This is a genomic window from Corallococcus terminator, from assembly GCF_003611635.1.
GTDB classification, from domain to species: Bacteria; Myxococcota; Myxococcia; order Myxococcales; family Myxococcaceae; genus Corallococcus; species Corallococcus terminator.
In genome coordinates, this window is record NZ_RAVZ01000226.1 from 1 (window position 1) to 16,533 (window position 16,533).

A 16,533-nucleotide genomic window follows, 5' to 3' on the forward strand; every position below is an offset into this window, starting at 1 on the left:
ATGGGGGGCATTTGTGGCCAGGAGGGTGTCAAACGGACGGGATCCTGTCCAACGCGAGCGCCCGACGGCCCGGCCCGGGGGCTCGGGAACCCGGCGGGGGGAAGGACACTCCCCGCCGTCGAGGTTCCAGCACCTGCGTTGCTTCAGCGGGCCTGCGTCGAACCCGTGGGCGCACCCTGGCCCGGGCTCGTCGCCGTCTGTTCGGTCGTGACCGAGCAGCCGCAGCAGCAGCCACCCGAGGTGGAGATGCAGGCCACGCCGGGGCCGCAACTGCAACTGCTTCCATCGTCACCCTTGCACTCCGCGGCGGCCAGGCGCCCCGGGGCTCCCGGATCCGTGCGCTGCACGGACTCACCCGGCTGCGTCTTCAGGGTGACCGACTCCTCCGGGGGCTGGGCGTTGTCCTGGGCCTCGGCCACGCCACAGGCCTGGAGTGACACCACAGCGGCCGCGAGCGCGAACAGCTTGAGCATATTTTTCATCTGCGGAGCCTTTCCTGGGTTGTACTGCTTTTGCTGCGCATCCACGATGGTGTTAGGGATTGACTCTGTCAAACACAGACACCTAAGGGGTTTCCCTCCGGGGCGGTCCTCCGTGTGGAGGGCGTGGCGCCAGTCGGGGCCACGTCGTGGGAATGGAATCGAGGGTGCGAAGCAGTGCCTGGACGCGGTGCGAACGGTCGCACGCCAGCCTGCTTCCATCCGGGCCGCGGTCTGATGCTTGTCGCGCGAGGGGCCTTCGGCGACGCTCTCGCGTCCCTTCCTCCGAGGCTCCATGAACGCACTGCGCCCCACGAGTGTCCTCGCCGCGCTGCTGTTGCTGTCCCCTGGTTGCACCTCCTCGCGCCCGCCGGTCCAGACCGCGTCCACGGCCGCGCCGGCCGCCACGCCCGCGCAGGTGGCGCTGCGCGCCTTCGTGGACGCGCACCTGGAAGAGCACTTCCGTCGCTCGCCGATGTCCGCCACGTCCGCGGGCCTCCACGCCCATGACGGCGAGCTGCGAGGCTTCCGGCCCGAGGAGCGGGCGTCCAACCTGGCGTACCTGAAGGAGCGGCTCGCGGCGCTGCCCACGGCGGTGGACCGTGCCGCGCTGCCGCCGGAGGACCGGGCCGACTACGACATCCTGGAGAACCACTTCCGGGCGCGCATCCTGGAGCTGGAGACGGTGCGCTCGTGGGAGCGCAACCCGAACACCTACCTGGGCTTCGCGTCGGGGTCCGTGTTCCAGCTCATCAACCGCGACTTCGCGCCGCTGGAGGACCGGATGCGCTCGGCGGTGAAGCGCATGGCGGTGGTGCCGGAGGTCTTCGCGGCGGCGCCAGCCAGCCTCCAGAACCCGCCGAAGCTGTGGACGCAGATCGCCCTGGAGCAGGTGAAGGGCACGCGCGCTCTCTACGCGCAGACGCTGCCGCAAGCCTTCGCGCCGGTGAAGGACGCCGCGCTCCAGGCGGCCTTCCAGAAGGAGCAGGCGCGCTGCCTGGAGGCCATCGACGGGTACATCCGCTTCCTGAAGGACGACCTGCTGCCCCGCTCGAACGGGGACTTCGCCATCGGTGAGGAGACGTACCGCAAGAAGCTCCAGTACGAGGAGGGCGTCACCGAAAGCATCGACTCGCTGCTGGCCTGGGGTCGCTCGGAGATGAAGCGCACGCAGGAGGAGTTCCGCGCGGTGGCGGCGCGCATCGCGCCGGGCAGGGCGCCCATGGACGTGTACCGCGAGCTGGGCCAGGAGCACCCGGCCCCGGCGGAGCTGGTGGCCACGACGACGGCGACGCTGGAGGGCATCCGCCAGTTCCTCATCGACCACCGCATCATCACCGTGCCCAGCGAGGTCCGCGCGAAGGTGGCGGAGACGCCGGCCTTCAACCGCGCGCTGTCCTTCGCGAGCATGAGCACGGCGGGCCCGTTCGAGACGAAGGCGACGGAGGCGTACTACTACGTGACGCCGCCGGACCCGGCGTGGAGCGCGGAGCAGACCGGGCAGCACATGAGCTTCTACAATCGCTACGCGCTGCCCCTCGTCTCCATCCATGAGGCGTACCCGGGGCACTACGTGCAGTTCCTGTGGACCCACCGCATCCAGTCCAAGGTGCGCAGGCTGTTCGGCTCCGGCTCCTTCAGCGAGGGCTGGGGCCTGTACACCGAGCAGATGATGCTGGACGAAGGCTACGGCGGCACGGGGCCGGAGGCGGACCGGCTGCGGTTGAACCAGTTGGCGCTCTACCTCCAGCGGCTGGCGCGCTACGTGGCGGGCCTGTCACTGCACACGCGGGGGATGACGTACGACCAGGCGGTGCGCCTCTTCGAGGAGGAGGCGTACATGACGCGCATCAACGCGGAGCGCGAGGCGCGCCGTGGCACGTCGGACCCGACGTACCTCGTCTACGCACTGGGCAAGAAGATGCTGATGGAGCTGCGCGAGGAGGCGAAGGTGAAGTGGGGCAGGGACTTCACCCTCCAGCGCTTCCACGACGCCGTGGTCTCCCATGGCTACCCGCCCGTGCCCATCGTCCGACAACTGCTGCTCGGCGAGGACGCGGCGCCTCCCGCGTCCCACTGAGCGCCTGCGCGAGGAGGGATCCGGGGAGGGGGGGCCGCGGATCCCGTCAGCGAAAAAGCCAGACCGTTTGAATGAGCTGCCTTTCCCCGCGTCAAGGGGGCCGGGACTCAGCTCCGGACGTGGCCGGCGGACCGTTGCCAGTCCCTTTCAACCCCGAAAGAGACACCTCCATGAAGCGCAACCCGAAGTGTGCCCTGGTCCTGACCGGGCTCATGGCCATCCTTGCCAGCGGCTCCGCGTGGGCCCAGTCCTCTCCCGTCGTGGGCACGGAGCCCCGTGGCAGCGCGCCACCCCCGCCCTCGGGCCTCAAGGTGACCTGCATCTCGGACCCCAACACCACACAGTCCAGCACCACGTGCCCGGTCCTGCTGTTCAACGGCTTCACCTACTGGGCCTACAGTTACTCCGACAATCGCCTGGGGATGGCGGTGATTGCCTTTGACGACGCAGGCAATCAGGCCAAGCGCTGGGACCTGACCGGAGCGCGGTATGTCTGGCAGATCAGCACGGATGCCGCGACCCGGCGGGTCACCTTCACCGGGCAGGCCAGTCGCACCATCAGCACCTCGTGGGATGAGCTCTACGTCGCGCCCCCCTCCCAGGGGAAGTGGGTGCTGGGGCGCGTGGAAAACCACACCGACCAGCATCTGATGTTCGCCTTCCACGTCCCGAAGTTCGGCGCGACCACCACCGACTCCCTGAGGGAGATGACGATGGCGGCCATCCTCATCAATGACCATGGCGTCCTGGGCGTGGAGCCCCGGGGCTCCCTCCCGGGCTGCACCAATCCCGTCTGGCGCGCGGAAATCCGTTTCAACAACCAGGCCTGGGACTTCTACTACCATGAAGGCACTCGCCTGGATGTCTCCATCACGCCCGACCGGCAGTTCACCTTCACCCCGGGCCCTGGCGGCCAGGTGGTGCCGTCCGGTGAACCCGTCACGTGCCAGATTCCGCGAGTGGCCCCATGAATCGATTCCTCCTGTTCATGGCCACGGTGGTCACGCTGGTCTCGGTCCCCACCATCGCCTCGGCCAGGTCCTGCGGCGCGGAGGGCCAGGAACCCTGCGGTGGCCAATGCGAGTACGACTACGTCTTCTGCCCCCTCTGCATTCCCTACTGCAAAAGCAGGATCTACACCTGCAACGAGGGATTGGACGTCGTCCAGGTGTCCTACTACACGGATGGACTGTTCACAGACTACAAGGTCTGTCAGAAGCCACCGGCGCCTTCGGTCAAGCCCGTCTCGGTGGATCAAGCCATCAAGGCGGGGTGCAGGACGGCGGCGGAGAACACCGCCACCGTCAACGACGCCCTCAGCCGGACGACCCTGGGAACCAAGACGCGCGAAAAGCTCAGTGCCTTCAGCAAGGGTGACGGCTGGGCCACGCGTCAGTACGTCACCGACCCGGAAACCCGGGGCTACCGCGCGGCGACCATCCGCAACGAGGAGGCCGCCCTCATGGCGGGCAGGCTGACCACCAAGGCGGAGCGCTTTTCGAGTGGGCTGTCGGGCCCCGAGCTGACGGAATTCTGGCAGGCCAACGGCCCTCAACTGGCCGCCAATCAGCAGGACAACCTGAGCCTGGCCCTTCAGATGCTGTCCACGTCGAGCAGCGACGAGCCCCGCAGTCAGTCCACCTCGGTCGCGCTCAGCTTCGATGTCGCCAGCGGCTTTGGAAACGTCATCTACCACTTCCGACTCAATCCCCAGTCGCCCGTACTCGGGATGAGCCAGTGCAAGACGACAGGCGAGGTGCAGATCCAACCGCCCGGAGGGACACCCATTCGCGACCTGCGGCGCTACGACCGGACCAAGAAGTACTGGGAGAAATACAAGGCAGGGGTCTGGTACAGGATGGACAAGGATGAGTTGTAGCGCCTGAGCTGTGTTCGCGCGCCGGTGGAGGCCTGTCACCGGCGCGCGAAGGCGCGACCGTGGGGCAGGGCTACTTCACGCCCTGCTGCTTCTTGCTCTTCTCCACCAGCTCCGCGGCCTTGGCGGCGATGTTGTCGAACTGGGCGCGGTACACGTCCGAGTGGCTCTTGCCCGTCTTGGCATCCGGCACGTTCTGGCGCTTCCAGTAGCTGTCGAAGCTGGGGTCCGCCCCCTCCAGACGCTTGCCGAACCGGTCCATCTCCTTGGGCCAGCCCTGGCCCTGGATGCCGTCCTTCATCACCTCATGGTGACGCTGGATGCCGTTGAATTCGATGCGCTCCATGCTCTTGGCGAAGTTCTCCCGCCGGGCGTTCAGGTCCCCGCCGACGACGTTCTTCCCCAGGGCCGCGTTGACCTCGGACTGGAAGGCGTCACCCGTCACCTTGCTGAACTTCTTCTGCTGGGCGACGTTGGTCAGCTCGAAGGCCATGACGCTGGCGCGCTTGGGGCCCGTGAGGTCCGGCTTCAACCCGACCTGCCCCTTCCCCGAATAGAACATGCCGCCCTGGACCTGGTCCTTCGTGATGACGTTGACGGGCTTGTCCTGGGCCGCGGCCGCGTCATCCGCCAACTGCTTGTACTTGGGATTCTTCAGCATCTCCTCGTGCGCCATCTTGTCGTACACGGCATGCATCGAGGGGTCCGTGGGCGGCCGCTGCACGGTGGGCTGAGGCCCGGTGGCGGGGCCCTCGGTGCGCTGCTTCTTCTTCGCGGGCCCTTCCTGGGCGGGGCCGGTGGAGGACGGGGTGATGGCGTCGTGCTTTCGCTTCGGTGGAAGCGAAGGACCCGAACCGGCTCTGGAGATGCTCTTGGGCATGGGGGGCTTCTGGGGTTTGCGTGGAAGAGGGGGCCCCAGGATAGCGCTCCGCTGGGAAGAACGCCCGGTGCAGTGCGCTTGGGAATGATGCAATCGAGCTGGAATGACATTGGGAAGACACAGCATTGTGGGGTGCTCGGGCCGCACGGAAATCATAGGGTGGGCGCGTCTGCCTCCCTCCCAGAAGGTTCTTCCCGTGCGGCTCAAGCCCTCCCTCTGCTTCGTGGTGTTCCTCGTCGTGTCGGGGGCCGCACCGACGCCCGCCGCGCTCAGCGCCGCCGCCCAGGTGCCCGCCACATCCCCGCTGGGACCCCTCTCGCCCACCACCGGTCTGGTGCTGCGGGACGACGTGGTGCGCGCCCTCATCCATGAGAGCTCGGGCGACCGCATCCACGACGGCGTGCAGCGGCTCTCGCTCCTCGCCCGGGACACCCAGGACGGCTACGCCGAGGCGGCCAGTTGGACGAAGGCCGCCGCCGAGGCCGTGGGACTCCAGGACGTGCGCCTGGAGGCGATGAAGGACGGCCCCCAGTGGCGCGCCACACGGGGCGAGCTGTGGGTGGCCGGTCCCCACCGCTACCGGGTGACGTCCTGGGCCGACCTGCCCATGGCCCTGGCGACGGGCAGTGGCAGCTTCGAAGGCACGGGCCTGGAACTGGTCGACGTGGGCACGGGCACCCAGGACGCGGAGTACGCAGGCAAGGACCTGAAGGGCAGGGTGGCGCTCACTCGGGGCCACCCCTCGGCCACCCTGCGCACCGCCGTGGCGAAGCTTGGCGCCGTGGGCGTGGTGTCGTCCTACTCGACGCCGCCCTGGAACGCCCCCCACCGCATGGACGGCGACTTCCCGGATCAGGTGGGCTGGGCCGCCGTCCCGCAGGGGCCGCTGCCGCAGGGCACGCACGCGCCCTTCCTGTTCATGGTGTCGGACCGGCAGGGGCGTGAGCTGCGCGCCCAGCTCCAGTCAGGCCCGGTGAAGGTGGACGTGAGCGTCGCCACGCAGGCGCCCACGGGACACCTCAGCATCGTCAGTGGCGTCATCCCTGGCACCCGCGCGGGCGAGGAGGTCGTCCTCACCGCGCACCTGGACCACTACAAGCCCGGGGCCAACGACAACGCCTCGGGGGCGGCCACCCTGCTGGAGCTGGTGCGCACCTACACCACGCTCATCCGCCAGGGCGTGCTGCCGCCTCCGGTGCGCACCCTGCGCGTGCTGTGGCTGCCGGAGTTCGAGGGCACCCGCGAATGGTTCTCCGTCCACGGTGCGGATCCGGTGCGGCGCGTGGCCCACTTCAACTTCGACATGCTCGGCGCCAGTCTGACCCGCGCCCACTCGCGCTTCTCGGTGTCCTACACCCCGGACTGGAATGGCAGCTTCGTGAACGCCGTGTCCGAGTCCACGGTGGCCTTCATGAACCGCTTCAACGCGGTGGCGTATCCGTCGCGAAAGGACTTCCGCATCGGCTCGGTCACCGGGTCGCAGGACCCGATGGATGCGCACATGGATCGCTACAGCCGGGGCTCGGATCACCAGCTCTTCAACGACCACGGCATCCCTGGCGTGGCCTTCGCCACGTGGCCGGACGACGGCTACCACACCAGCGGTGACCGGCCGGAGAACGTGGACCCCACCCAGCTTCACCGCGCCGCCTTCGCGGGCCTGGCCTCCATCACCGTCGCCGCCTGGGCCGAAGGCACGGGCGCCCTGGAACTCGCGCGGCTGGTGGCGGTGCACGGCGTGCGGCGCGTCGCGGAGGACGAGTTCCGGGCCCGCCGCGATCTGGCCGCGACGCCCGACGCGCAGTTGTCCGGTGCCGTCCGCCTGGCCCGTGCCGGGGTGCGCGCGGGCTACCAGCGCGAGCGCGAGGCCCTGCGCTCCTGCCTGTCGCTGGGAGCGCCCACCGCGCCGGTGCAGTCCATGGTCCGCACGCTGGAGACCGCGGAGGCCCAGGCCCTGGGGCGGCTGGACGCGGAGGCCAAGGCGCGCGGGGTGTCCCTGAAGGAGCCGGCCCCCAGCGAAGCCGAACGCCGGGCGCGGGCCTACGTTCCGCGTCGCGTGAAGGGCCAGGAGCTGGCCTCGTTCGACGCGCTGGAGCGCCGCGCGGCCCCCGAGGCGAAGTCCCGGGTGGCCGTGGTGCAGGCCGCGATGAACGGGGCCGCCACGGCCCTGCGGGAGCGAGGGGAGAGCGAGCTGCGCTTCTACCAACTGGCCGAAGCGCTCGCGAGCTACGCCGACGGCAAGCGCACCGTGGCGGACATCCGCGACGCGGCCCACGCCGAGTACGGCCACGTCTTCCCCGTGGAGGCGCTCCTGGAGCTCTTTGGGTTGCTGGAGCAGGGCGGCGTCATGGCGCGCGCCCATTGAAGCAGCCCCTGCCGTCCGGGCTTCAGTCCCTTTCCAGGGTGCGGAACACGGCGGGCAATTCCTTGTCACCCAGGCCCGCGCCGAGGGCCCGCCGGTAGTTCTCCAGCAGCTCCCTGGGGAAGCGCGAGCTGATGCGTGCGTCCGTGCTCAACCGGACGATGTGCTCGATGGCCGCGACATGGGTGTTGAGACTGCACTGGTCGCCCGAGAAGTCGTTGTTCTCGATCATGCCCTGCGCGGCGTCGGCGGTGACGGAGATGAGGCCCAGGAAGGAGTTCTTCTGGGCGAAGAACGCCTTCGGATCCAGCCCCTCGGCCTTGCACATCGCCGCGGCGTGGAGCACCGCCAGGGTGCCTCCGTAGTAGGCCTCGAGGATCGCGCAGTCGAGCGTCGCGGCGGAGCCGATCTTCTCGTCGACGTAGACGGAGTTGCTGGCAATCGCACGGAGGGTTTCGTGGTGCCGGTCGAAGACCGCTTTCGACCCGGCGTAGAAGACCGTGGCGTAGTCGGTGGCCACGAAGGCCGGGTACGCGAGGATGGCGGCATCCAGGTAGTCCACGCCATGGGCCCTGGCCCACTCCAGTCCTCCCCGCGCGTCCGCCGGTGAGCCACTGGTGAGCTGGACGAGCGTCGTCCCAGCCAGCGCGGATGCGACGGCCTGCGAAGCGAACAGCTCGGCGCTGGCGGCGTAGTTGGACAGCGAGACGACCACGAGCTCGCGCCCGGCGACAGCCTCGCTCAGGTTCTCGAACGCGAGCGTGCCACCGCCTACGGCCCTGGCCTTGCTGGAGGTCCTGTTCCAGACCGCGACCTCGTGTCCGGCCGCCGCGAACGCTCGCGCGAGGGCGCTTCCCATGAGCCCACTGCCAATCACTGCGATCTTCGTCGGACGGCTGGAAGGCATCTTCAATCTCCGGGGTGATGAGAGGACATGCCGTGTGGCATGTATCATGGTGAATATCAGTTAATCGTGGCTCCCTGGTTTTTACGGGTGAGGTGGCCTAAAAAGGCCGGCTGTCCGCCCAGCCGCTCCCATGCCGGGAGCGTGGGAAAGAACCGCCTCGGGACAAGAGGGAAACGAACATGTTCAAGCGTGCGGCAGTCCTCGTGGTGAGCTGTGGTGCGTTGCTGTCCGGCTGCGGGACCGACCCAGAGGTCGCGAATGGGGAGATCGTCTCCAACCTGATTCAAGCCGGGTTCCCGGCCGAAGGCATCCAGGTCATCGACGGTGCCGTGTACGTCGGGGGCGACGCGCGGGTGAGCCTCGAGGCGTCCCAGGAGATGCTCCAGCAGGGGGAGGGGACCCAGGAGCACTACCGGACGACCAACCTCATCAACACCACCGTCGTGCGGAGGATCTGCATCAACCCCACGGCCGCGTTCAACAGCTACAGCCAACTGAGCCAGGGGCTCGACCTGGCCATCGCCAATTACAACAGCCTGGGGTTGACCTTCACGCTGACGCGGGGGCCGTCCACTGGCTGCAACGCGAACATCACCGCGGGGACCATGACCGGCATCAGTGGCTCCTCGGGTTACCCCTCGGGCGGCAATCCGTATGGCCAAATCAATATCGGCACCGGCCTGCAGAGCTACGGCGTGGACTGGAGCGAGCACGTCATCACCCACCAACTGGGCCACACGATCGGGCTGCGCCACACGGACTTCTTCACCACGTCCGGTTGCGGCAGCGGCGAAGGCAGCGGGGGCGTGGGCGGCATCCTCATCCCCGGGACGCCGACCCTGGACCCGAAGTCGATCATGAACTCCTGCATGCCGGCGACCGTGACCGGCGAGTTCTCCCAATACGATATCATCGCACTGAACTTCCTCTACTAAGGAGTCCGCCATGTCGCTCGACCCATCGACCACCGCCGTGCTGCTGATTGAGTACCAGAACGAGTTCGCCACCGAGGGAGGGGTGCTCCACCCGGCGGTGAAGGGGGTAATGGAGGAGACGCGGATGCTGGAGAACACCCAGGCGCTGGTGAAGGCCGCCCGGACGAAGGGCGTGACGGTGATGCACGCGCCGATCACCTTCGCCGAAGGCTACGGGGAGCTGACGCGGCACCCGTACGGCATCTTGAAGGGCGTGGTGGACGGCAAGGCGTTCGTGAAGGGCAGTTGGGGCGCGCAAATCATCGACGCCCTGGAGCCGCAGAAGGGCGACATCGTCATTGAGGGCAAGCGCGGCCTGGACACCTTCGCCAGCACCAACCTGGACTTCATCCTGCGCAGCAAGGGCATCAAGACGGTGGTGATCGGCGGCTTCCTCACGAACTGCTGTGTGGAGTCGACGATGCGCACCGCGTACGAGAGCGGCTACGACGTCATCACCCTCATCGACTGCACCGCCGCCACCTCGTCGGAAGCGCACCAGAACGCGCTCAAGTACGACTTCCCGATGTTCTCGCGTCCCATGCCGTCCTCGGACGTGCTCGGCATGCTCAAGGCGTAGGCCTGGACGTGCCTCGGAAACCGGAGGCCCGCTGATGCCTGGCGTCAGCGGGCCCCGTCGGTTACAGCTTCTTCGCGACAACGGGGCGATAGAGCATGACCTTCGACTTGTAGCCGTCACTGTCCGCGAGGAGGTTCGTGGTGGACATGATCTCCTGATTCACATGGACCATCTTCTTCTTGGGCTGGAAGCCGCAAAACTCCGCCACCCAGGTCCAGACGGTGTCCTTCGGGGCCAGGGTGCCCTCGAAGACCCCGGCCTTCTCCTCGTAGGCACCGTCAGCGACGATCTTGAGACCCTTGGCGTCATCCAGGGATCCCGGAGTCCCATAGCTGGACACAATCCTCGCAAGGAGTTGTTTTTCGAGGTCCAGGGACCCGACGTCGGCACAGATGGCCATGTCGAAGCCATACAGGCTCTTGGGTCCTCCCACGTTCGAGGTGATCACCGACGAGGGAATCGCATCCATGGTCTTGTCGTGATACTTCTTGAACAGGATGAAGGGCTTCCTGGCGATTCCATCGTATCCCAGCGAGGCGTTGAGCATGATGTTGCTCTCCGGGATGATGTACTGGTGCGATCCCAACACGACCAGGGTCCGAAGCAGGTCCTCGCTCTCCGCCTCATCCTTGAGGGCGTTGTAGGCCATCACGAGGTCCGCGTAGCTGGGCATGTAGCGGGACGTCCCGGTGTACCCGCCCTCTGGAAAAACGATGATCCTCGCGCTGAAGGGAGCAGAGGGGCCGCGGGCCTTCAGGATCTTCTGCAACACCCCTTTCTTGTGTCGCATCGCGGCCTCGTGCTCGGTGGAGGCAATGCCATATTCCTGTTTTGACTTCGGGATGAGCAGGGGAGACGGCAGCGACGGATAGGTCAGCGAGCCATCGTTGGAGCCGAGTTCGACATGCGGAGTGAGCGGGTTATGGCCCGAACCGCCGGTCTGAAGCACGACGATCGGCTCGACCGTCTGAATCGACTCCTGGAGGCCTCGCTCGATGGTCGTCGAAAAGAACCGCTTCGTTGTCGTCACGAGGATGCTGCTGAGCTGCTTCCTGAACATGGTGGCCAACCTTCACGGGCCCTCCGGAGGAAAGGCAGACACGCAGACAGGGGGTGACGGCGGGCAGCACATCCTCCCGTGGACCGGAGCATCGCGGGATACGGAAGGATTCAACGACACGCCCCGGGGAAGGAAGAACCGGCGGGGTGGGACTGCGAGCGCTCTTCCGTCCTGCCACGGAGCGCTCCCGAAAAACCGGAGGCCCAGACGGTGGGCTCGCGGTGACGAGCCCCTTTGAGCATTCATTCCAGGACCCGCCGCCTCTCACCAGGCCTCACTTCTGGCAGCCGGCCGGGTCCCCGGGCACTCGTCTCCGAGGGACCTTTCTCGGCATGCCGGTGCGATACAGCCTGGCGCTCGGGCGACGCGAGCTACTCGGGCGCGCCCTGTTCAATCCACGTGGAGATGAGGTCGATCTCCTCGTCGGGAATGGGCGGGAAGCCCAGGGGCATGCCCAGCACCCCTGGCTGGGATTGCCCGTCCAGCTCACGGTGGCGGGCAATCAGGCTGGCCACCAGCCGGGGCGTGCCATCCTCCATCCGGTCCGGAAGCCCGCGGAACTGGCCGTCCCGCTTGATGCCGCGGAGGATGCCGGCCCGCGTGGCCAGGTCGAGCGAGACGCCTTCGTAGCCAAACCCGCCGGTGTTGCCCGGTCCCTGATCTCCAGGGCGCGTCATGTCGGAGTGACAGTGGAAGCAGAGGTGGCGTGAGAGCTTCTGCGCGACCTCCGGGTAGTGCACCTCGCGCTGGAGCATGCGGGGCCGGTAGGGCGGGCGCGGTTCGCTCGCCACCTCCGGCAGGGGCTCGCGCAGGAAGGTCGCCAGGTCCTCGACCTCCTTCGGGGTGAACGGGAAGGTGGGCATTTCGGTGTCGGGGAGGATGCTGGAGGGATCCACCAGCCAACCGCGCAACTGCGAAAGCGACATGCGGCTGCGCACATGGCGCAGGTCCGGGGCCCGCCTCCGGGCCGAGGGCCCGAGGAACTCCGGCGCGCCGTAGCGCAGGGACTCAAGCGGGGAGTCCCCCCGGTAGTGACAGCTCGCGCAGGCGTTCTTCTCGTAGAGCGCGCGGCCCGCCGCCGCGTCACCTCGCGCGGGTTCTCCGGACTCCTCCCCGGTCACCTGGAAGAAGTCCGCGAGGAGTTCGGCATCCTTCGGACCAATCTTCATCCGGGGCATGGTGGCGCCGTAGAGCGGCCTCACCACGTGCGGCGCCTGGAGCCAGGAGGTGAGCCAGCCGCGCTTGACCCGCTGGCCCAGGGAGCCGAGGTCCGGGGTCCGCACCAGGTGCGTGAGGTGCTCGTTCCACTTCTGGATTTCCGCCTTCTGGTACCAGAGGTCGAGTCGCCCGGCGCTGATGGCCTGGTGGCACGTCACGCAGTTCTCGCTCATGCGCGCGGACGTCGGCTCGATGCCGGGCACCACGTGGCACCGGTTGCACTGGAAGTGCTCCACGGCGTCCCGTGGACTCTCAGGCGCGCGTTGCGTGGGGGCGAGGACCCGCGTCGGCATGCGCAGCGCGAGCACGTCGGCGTCGCGCCAGAGCACGAAGCCTCCTCCGGCCGTGATCGCCAGGATCGCGACACCGGCAAGGGAGGTGAGCGAGAGGGAGCGCAGGGCCATGAGGAAGGCTCCTGGCGCGGCTCATTGATAGGTGTTCGTGAACATGGCGCCGCCCCCGCGGGCGGGCTGAGGAGGCGCTTCGCAGAGGTGCGGAAGGATGTACGTCTCTCGGACCTTTCCCAGCCCCGTCGCCAGCAGCACCGACGTGAGCACCAGGCTCGCGAGCGCCACCCCGCCCCTGTCGCGGAACAGCCGTCTGCCCGGTCCGTGGAAGACCACGGCCTGCAGGCTGAAGAGCACCGCGGGGCTGGCCACCAGCACCAACAGCATGGTGCGGCTCACCGAACACCTGGCGAAGTCCATCGAGCTGAAGTTGAGGAGCGGTCCCCCCGCGGAGACCGTCGCCAGCAGCAGGACGAGCGCGGCGCTGACGAGCAGCAGGAAGGCCTTGCGCAGGCCAGACGCGCTGGCCCGCTCCTCGGCGGTGGTGCCCAGGCCGTTGAAGAGGACCACGCGGTTGAGGAACACCGCGCCCAGGGTCCAGAGGATGAGGTCCACCCAGAAGGACTGGGTGAACTCCCGGGTGCTGGCGTCCATCGAGTTGAAGCAGGCAATCGCACGCAGCGGCGCGAGAACCGAGACGCAGAGCAGCAGGGGGGCGAGGGCGCGGGAAAGCATCTGGCGAGATTAGCAGACACTTCGCCGGGAGTGCGAGTCTGCCCAGCCCCCGAGAGCCGCCTTCTCGGGGCGAGGCAGCCGCGGTGGACCTCGGCGTCCGCAGGCTGGGACGGCCAGGAGCCCTGGGCGAGCCAGGCGGAGCCGCATCCGGACGTCAGACCCGGGTGCTACGTGCAATGGCGGCACCGGGTGGCACGAGCCGTCATGGCGACACTCGAATCACAAGAATTCGTGCCCTCGACACAACTGGAGACTTTTCATGTCCAAGAAGAATGCTGCCATTGCCCTGGGGTTGGCGTTGCTCACCGGAAGCACCAGCGCGTGGGCGGGCTTCCAGCAGAGCACGCCCGTCGTCATCACCCCCGCGAACAACTGTTTTGGGGGAAGCCTTGGAAGCGCCCGCAACAGCGCGGACAACCTGCAGTACCTCCACGTCTCGGTCCAGGCCAGTGTCTCGGGGCTCTACCACGCCTCGGTCTACGTCCGGGACGCGAGTGGAGCCTCTGCATCCTGCACCACGACCGACCTGAAGCTCATCGAGGTCCTGCGGTCGGTCACAACCGATTCCTTCCTCATGGTCTACCACAACGGCGCTGGCGCCTGCTCCACCATTGAAGTGGTGCAAGCGTCCTCCAGCGAGCCCAAGCAGTAGCAACGGGAGGTCGGATCATGGCGATGGCCTCCAGGGTGTTTCTTCTGGCCACGTGGGTGGCTGCCGCCGGGGCGGGGTTGGGTCTGGCCTGGTGGACCGCGCCAGCCCTGCCCTCGGATGAGACGCCGCGACGGCTGGAGCGATTGGAAGGCGAGCTTCGGGCCCTGAGACTGGGCCTGGAGTCCGCGCCCCGTCGGGCGCCGCCTGCTGTCGCGGGCCTGGAGTTGCCATCGCTGCGTGAAGAGCTGCGCCAACTGCTCCGGGAGGAAATCCAGGCCGCGAAGGCCAACGCTCCGGCGACTGCTTCCGGGGAACGGCCGGAGCCCTTGCGGGTGTCCCTGCCCCGGGAGAACCCAGAGGCGTTGGCGAAGATCCAGCAGCTCGTGGACCAGAGCATCGCCGCGAAGCGGTGGGGAGACCCGGAGCGCGGCGAGTTCATCCTCCTGCGGGACCAACTGACGGCGCAGCAACACCGCGACATCCTCTTGAAGCTCTCCGTGGCCATCAACAACCAGCAACTGCGCGTGACCACCCAGGGGCCCCCCTTCTGAGGAAGCCAGAGGCCCGCCGCGGCTCGCCGCCGAGGAGCCCCGGGATGCCGTGCCGCCCCCCGCCGTATCGCGGAGGGCGGCGCCTGGCGTCCTTCGAGGCGGCTCAGTAGGGCTTGTTGCCCTTTTCCATCACGAAGCCGGAAGGGGGCGCGGAGATGCCGTTCACCGTCGTCCCGCCGTTGTGGATGCTGGGGAACATGGGCTGCATGTTCTGCGGGAACCCGAACGTAGGCTTCGTCAGCGCGTCGAGGCGACCGCGCTCCTCCGCCGTGAGCTTCACGTCCACCGCCTTCACGTTGTCCTCAAGCTGCGCGAGCCGCCGCGCGCCGATGATCGTTGAACTCACGCCCGGCTGTGACTGCACCCAGGCCAGCGCCACGCGCGCCGCCGTGCTTTCGTGCGCGCGGGCAATGGCCTCGAGCGCGTCGACGATGGCGTAGGTCCTCTCGTTCAGGTACGGCTCGACGAAAAGCCCCCGGTCCGCCTTCTGCTGTCCTGCGTTCGCGCGCGTGTACTTGCCGCTGAGCACTCCGCTCTTGAGCGGCGACCAGGGCGTGATTCCAAGCCCGTGCTCCAGGGCCATCGGCACGAGCTCCTGCTCGACCGAACGCTCCAGCAGCGAATACTCGATCTGCAAGCCGATGAAGGCCGACCAGCCCCGGAAGCGCGCCGTCACGTTGGCCTCGACGATCTTCCAGGCCGGCGTGTCGGAGACGCCGAGGTAGCGGACCTTTCCAGCCCGGACGAGATCCTCAAGCGCGGCCATCGTCTCATCGATGGGCGTGTGCACGTCCCAATTGTGCAGCCAGTAGAGGTCGATGTAGTCCGTCTGCAGGCGGCGAAGCGAGTTCTCGCAGGCCGACACGATGGACTTGCGGCCGGAGCCGCCTCCGTTCGGGTCCCCCGGATAGAGATTCCCACTGAACTTCGTCGCGATGACCAGCCGCTCTCGCCGGGCCGCGTGGCGACCGACGTGGTCACCGATGATCTTCTCCGAATGGCTCTTCGTGTAGAAGTTCGCGGTGTCGATGAAGTTGCCACCCAGGTCGATGAAGCGGTCCATGATCCGCTGGGATTCCTCCACGCTCGAACCCCAGCCGAGGTCTTCTCCGAACGTCATCGCACCGAGGCACAGCGGGCTCACTCGGAGGCCAGAGCGGCCGAGCGTCACATAGTGGTCGAGAGGCATGGGAACTCCTGGGGCGTGCTAGCGTTGAGGGCCATTTGGTTCAGCCTTGAACCGATTTAATTTTGAACCAATTACCACGCAAGGGAACATGTCGAAGATCGACCCGGCGAAGATCTGGTCGCTGAACTACCGCCTGCTGATGTCGGTGATCTCCAGCGTCGCTTCCGACGTCACCGCGCTGGGGCTGGAGACGAAGGAGTTGTTCGTGCTCACGGAGGTGGAGGAGCACCCGTACCCGGCGGAGCTGGCGGCGACGCTGAGCATGCCCAAGCCGACGGTGACCGTGTACGTGAAGCGCCTGGAAGCGGCGGGCTTCGTGCGCCGTGAGATCGACGCCGCGGACCTGCGGCGCCACCGGCTGCACCTCACGCCCGCTGGACGCAAGGTGATGCAGCGCGGCATCGCGCTGCTCTCGGAGGCGTTCGGCTCGCGGCTCGGCCGCCTGAGCGCGGCGCAGCAGGCGGAGCTCCGGACCCTTCTGGAGAAGCTCAGCTAACGGTGTTCCCCGGCGAGCCCCGCTGGGTGCCATTGCTTGGGACGACGGTCGTGCACCCGCCCTGGCGCGTCGGCTCCTAGTCCTACAGTTGCAGTTTGAATCGCGCCTTTCGTGCGCGGTAGTGGCACTGCATGGCCACAGCTTGGTGGTGGCGTCGCCAGCGACTCCAGGCCAGGACATGCGCAAGCGGAGCCACCACACGCCGCA

The 16,533-nt window shown here is 67.6% G+C and carries 16 protein-coding genes; 9 read left to right on the top strand and 7 right to left on the bottom strand.

Annotated features, from left to right (window positions below):
• Positions 1 to 143: 143 nt before the first annotated feature.
• Positions 144 to 482, bottom strand: a complete 339-nt coding sequence (locus D7V88_RS27425; RefSeq protein WP_147448889.1) for a hypothetical protein — start codon at positions 480 to 482, stop codon at positions 144 to 146.
• A gap of 292 nt (positions 483 to 774) precedes the next feature.
• Between D7V88_RS27425 and D7V88_RS27430 the strand changes: the two genes are divergently transcribed.
• The 3 genes from D7V88_RS27430 to D7V88_RS27440 all read left to right on the top strand — a co-directional run bounded on the left by D7V88_RS27430 (position 775) and on the right by D7V88_RS27440 (position 4,438).
• Positions 775 to 2,559, top strand: a complete 1,785-nt coding sequence (locus tag D7V88_RS27430) for a DUF885 domain-containing protein (protein ID WP_120543584.1) — start codon at positions 775 to 777, stop codon at positions 2,557 to 2,559.
• A 170-nt stretch (positions 2,560 to 2,729) separates the two neighbouring features.
• The gene (locus tag D7V88_RS27435; protein ID WP_120543585.1) at positions 2,730 to 3,530 is read left to right on the top strand and encodes a hypothetical protein; all 801 of its coding nucleotides are present in this window, start codon (positions 2,730 to 2,732) and stop codon (positions 3,528 to 3,530) included.
• On the top strand, positions 3,527 to 4,438 hold the full coding sequence (locus tag D7V88_RS27440; protein ID WP_120543586.1) for a hypothetical protein: 912 nt from the start codon (positions 3,527 to 3,529) through the stop codon (positions 4,436 to 4,438). The genes D7V88_RS27435 and D7V88_RS27440 overlap by 4 nt, the downstream gene beginning before the upstream one ends.
• 70 nt (positions 4,439 to 4,508) lie before the next feature.
• On the opposite strand, the gene D7V88_RS27445 is transcribed toward D7V88_RS27440, so the two are convergent.
• Positions 4,509 to 5,315 carry a hypothetical protein gene (locus D7V88_RS27445; RefSeq protein ID WP_120543587.1) on the bottom strand — a complete coding sequence of 269 codons (807 nt, stop codon included), beginning with the start codon at positions 5,313 to 5,315 and terminating at the stop codon, positions 4,509 to 4,511.
• Between the two features lie 196 nt (positions 5,316 to 5,511).
• Here D7V88_RS27445 and D7V88_RS27450 point away from each other — a divergent pair, with 196 nt between their 5' ends.
• Positions 5,512 to 7,680: a M28 family peptidase gene (locus D7V88_RS27450; RefSeq protein WP_244238424.1), complete on the top strand. Its 2,169-nt coding sequence runs from the start codon at positions 5,512 to 5,514 to the stop codon at positions 7,678 to 7,680.
• Between the two features lie 22 nt (positions 7,681 to 7,702).
• Here D7V88_RS27450 and D7V88_RS27455 read toward each other — a convergent pair whose 3' ends face one another.
• Positions 7,703 to 8,632, bottom strand: coding sequence for an NAD(P)-dependent oxidoreductase (locus tag D7V88_RS27455; protein WP_120543589.1), 930 nt, complete (start codon positions 8,630 to 8,632; stop codon positions 7,703 to 7,705).
• A 131-nt stretch (positions 8,633 to 8,763) separates the two neighbouring features.
• Here D7V88_RS27455 and D7V88_RS27460 point away from each other — a divergent pair, with 131 nt between their 5' ends.
• Positions 8,764 to 9,519, top strand: a complete 756-nt coding sequence (locus tag D7V88_RS27460; protein WP_120543590.1) for a M57 family metalloprotease — start codon at positions 8,764 to 8,766, stop codon at positions 9,517 to 9,519.
• A gap of 10 nt (positions 9,520 to 9,529) precedes the next feature.
• The gene (locus tag D7V88_RS27465; RefSeq protein ID WP_120543591.1) at positions 9,530 to 10,138 is read left to right on the top strand and encodes a cysteine hydrolase family protein; all 609 of its coding nucleotides are present in this window, start codon (positions 9,530 to 9,532) and stop codon (positions 10,136 to 10,138) included.
• 61 nt (positions 10,139 to 10,199) lie between these two features.
• Here the strand turns inward: D7V88_RS27465 and D7V88_RS27470 are convergent, their stop codons facing one another.
• The 3 genes from D7V88_RS27470 to D7V88_RS27480 all read right to left on the bottom strand — a co-directional run bounded on the left by D7V88_RS27470 (position 10,200) and on the right by D7V88_RS27480 (position 13,438).
• On the bottom strand, positions 10,200 to 11,198 hold the full coding sequence (locus tag D7V88_RS27470) for a hypothetical protein (RefSeq protein WP_120543592.1): 999 nt from the start codon (positions 11,196 to 11,198) through the stop codon (positions 10,200 to 10,202).
• A gap of 371 nt (positions 11,199 to 11,569) precedes the next feature.
• On the bottom strand, positions 11,570 to 12,820 hold the full coding sequence (locus D7V88_RS27475) for a c-type cytochrome (RefSeq protein ID WP_120543593.1): 1,251 nt from the start codon (positions 12,818 to 12,820) through the stop codon (positions 11,570 to 11,572).
• 21 nt (positions 12,821 to 12,841) lie between these two features.
• On the bottom strand, positions 12,842 to 13,438 hold the full coding sequence (locus D7V88_RS27480) for a hypothetical protein (RefSeq protein WP_120543594.1): 597 nt from the start codon (positions 13,436 to 13,438) through the stop codon (positions 12,842 to 12,844).
• A 259-nt stretch (positions 13,439 to 13,697) separates the two neighbouring features.
• Here D7V88_RS27480 and D7V88_RS27485 point away from each other — a divergent pair, with 259 nt between their 5' ends.
• Together D7V88_RS27485 and D7V88_RS27490 are read left to right on the top strand one after the other, a co-directional pair.
• The gene (locus tag D7V88_RS27485; RefSeq protein WP_120543595.1) at positions 13,698 to 14,090 is read left to right on the top strand and encodes a hypothetical protein; all 393 of its coding nucleotides are present in this window, start codon (positions 13,698 to 13,700) and stop codon (positions 14,088 to 14,090) included.
• Between the two features lie 17 nt (positions 14,091 to 14,107).
• Complete coding sequence (locus tag D7V88_RS27490) at positions 14,108 to 14,641, top strand: hypothetical protein (protein ID WP_147448890.1); 534 nt, start codon at positions 14,108 to 14,110, stop codon at positions 14,639 to 14,641.
• Positions 14,642 to 14,744: 103 nt separating this feature from the next.
• Here D7V88_RS27490 and D7V88_RS27495 read toward each other — a convergent pair whose 3' ends face one another.
• A complete protein-coding gene (locus D7V88_RS27495) occupies positions 14,745 to 15,830 on the bottom strand; it encodes an aldo/keto reductase (protein WP_120543597.1) in 1,086 nt (361 codons plus the stop codon).
• 88 nt (positions 15,831 to 15,918) lie between these two features.
• Between D7V88_RS27495 and D7V88_RS27500 the strand changes: the two genes are divergently transcribed.
• Positions 15,919 to 16,326, top strand: a complete 408-nt coding sequence (locus D7V88_RS27500; protein ID WP_208726496.1) for a MarR family winged helix-turn-helix transcriptional regulator — start codon at positions 15,919 to 15,921, stop codon at positions 16,324 to 16,326.
• Positions 16,327 to 16,533: the final 207 nt, after the last annotated feature.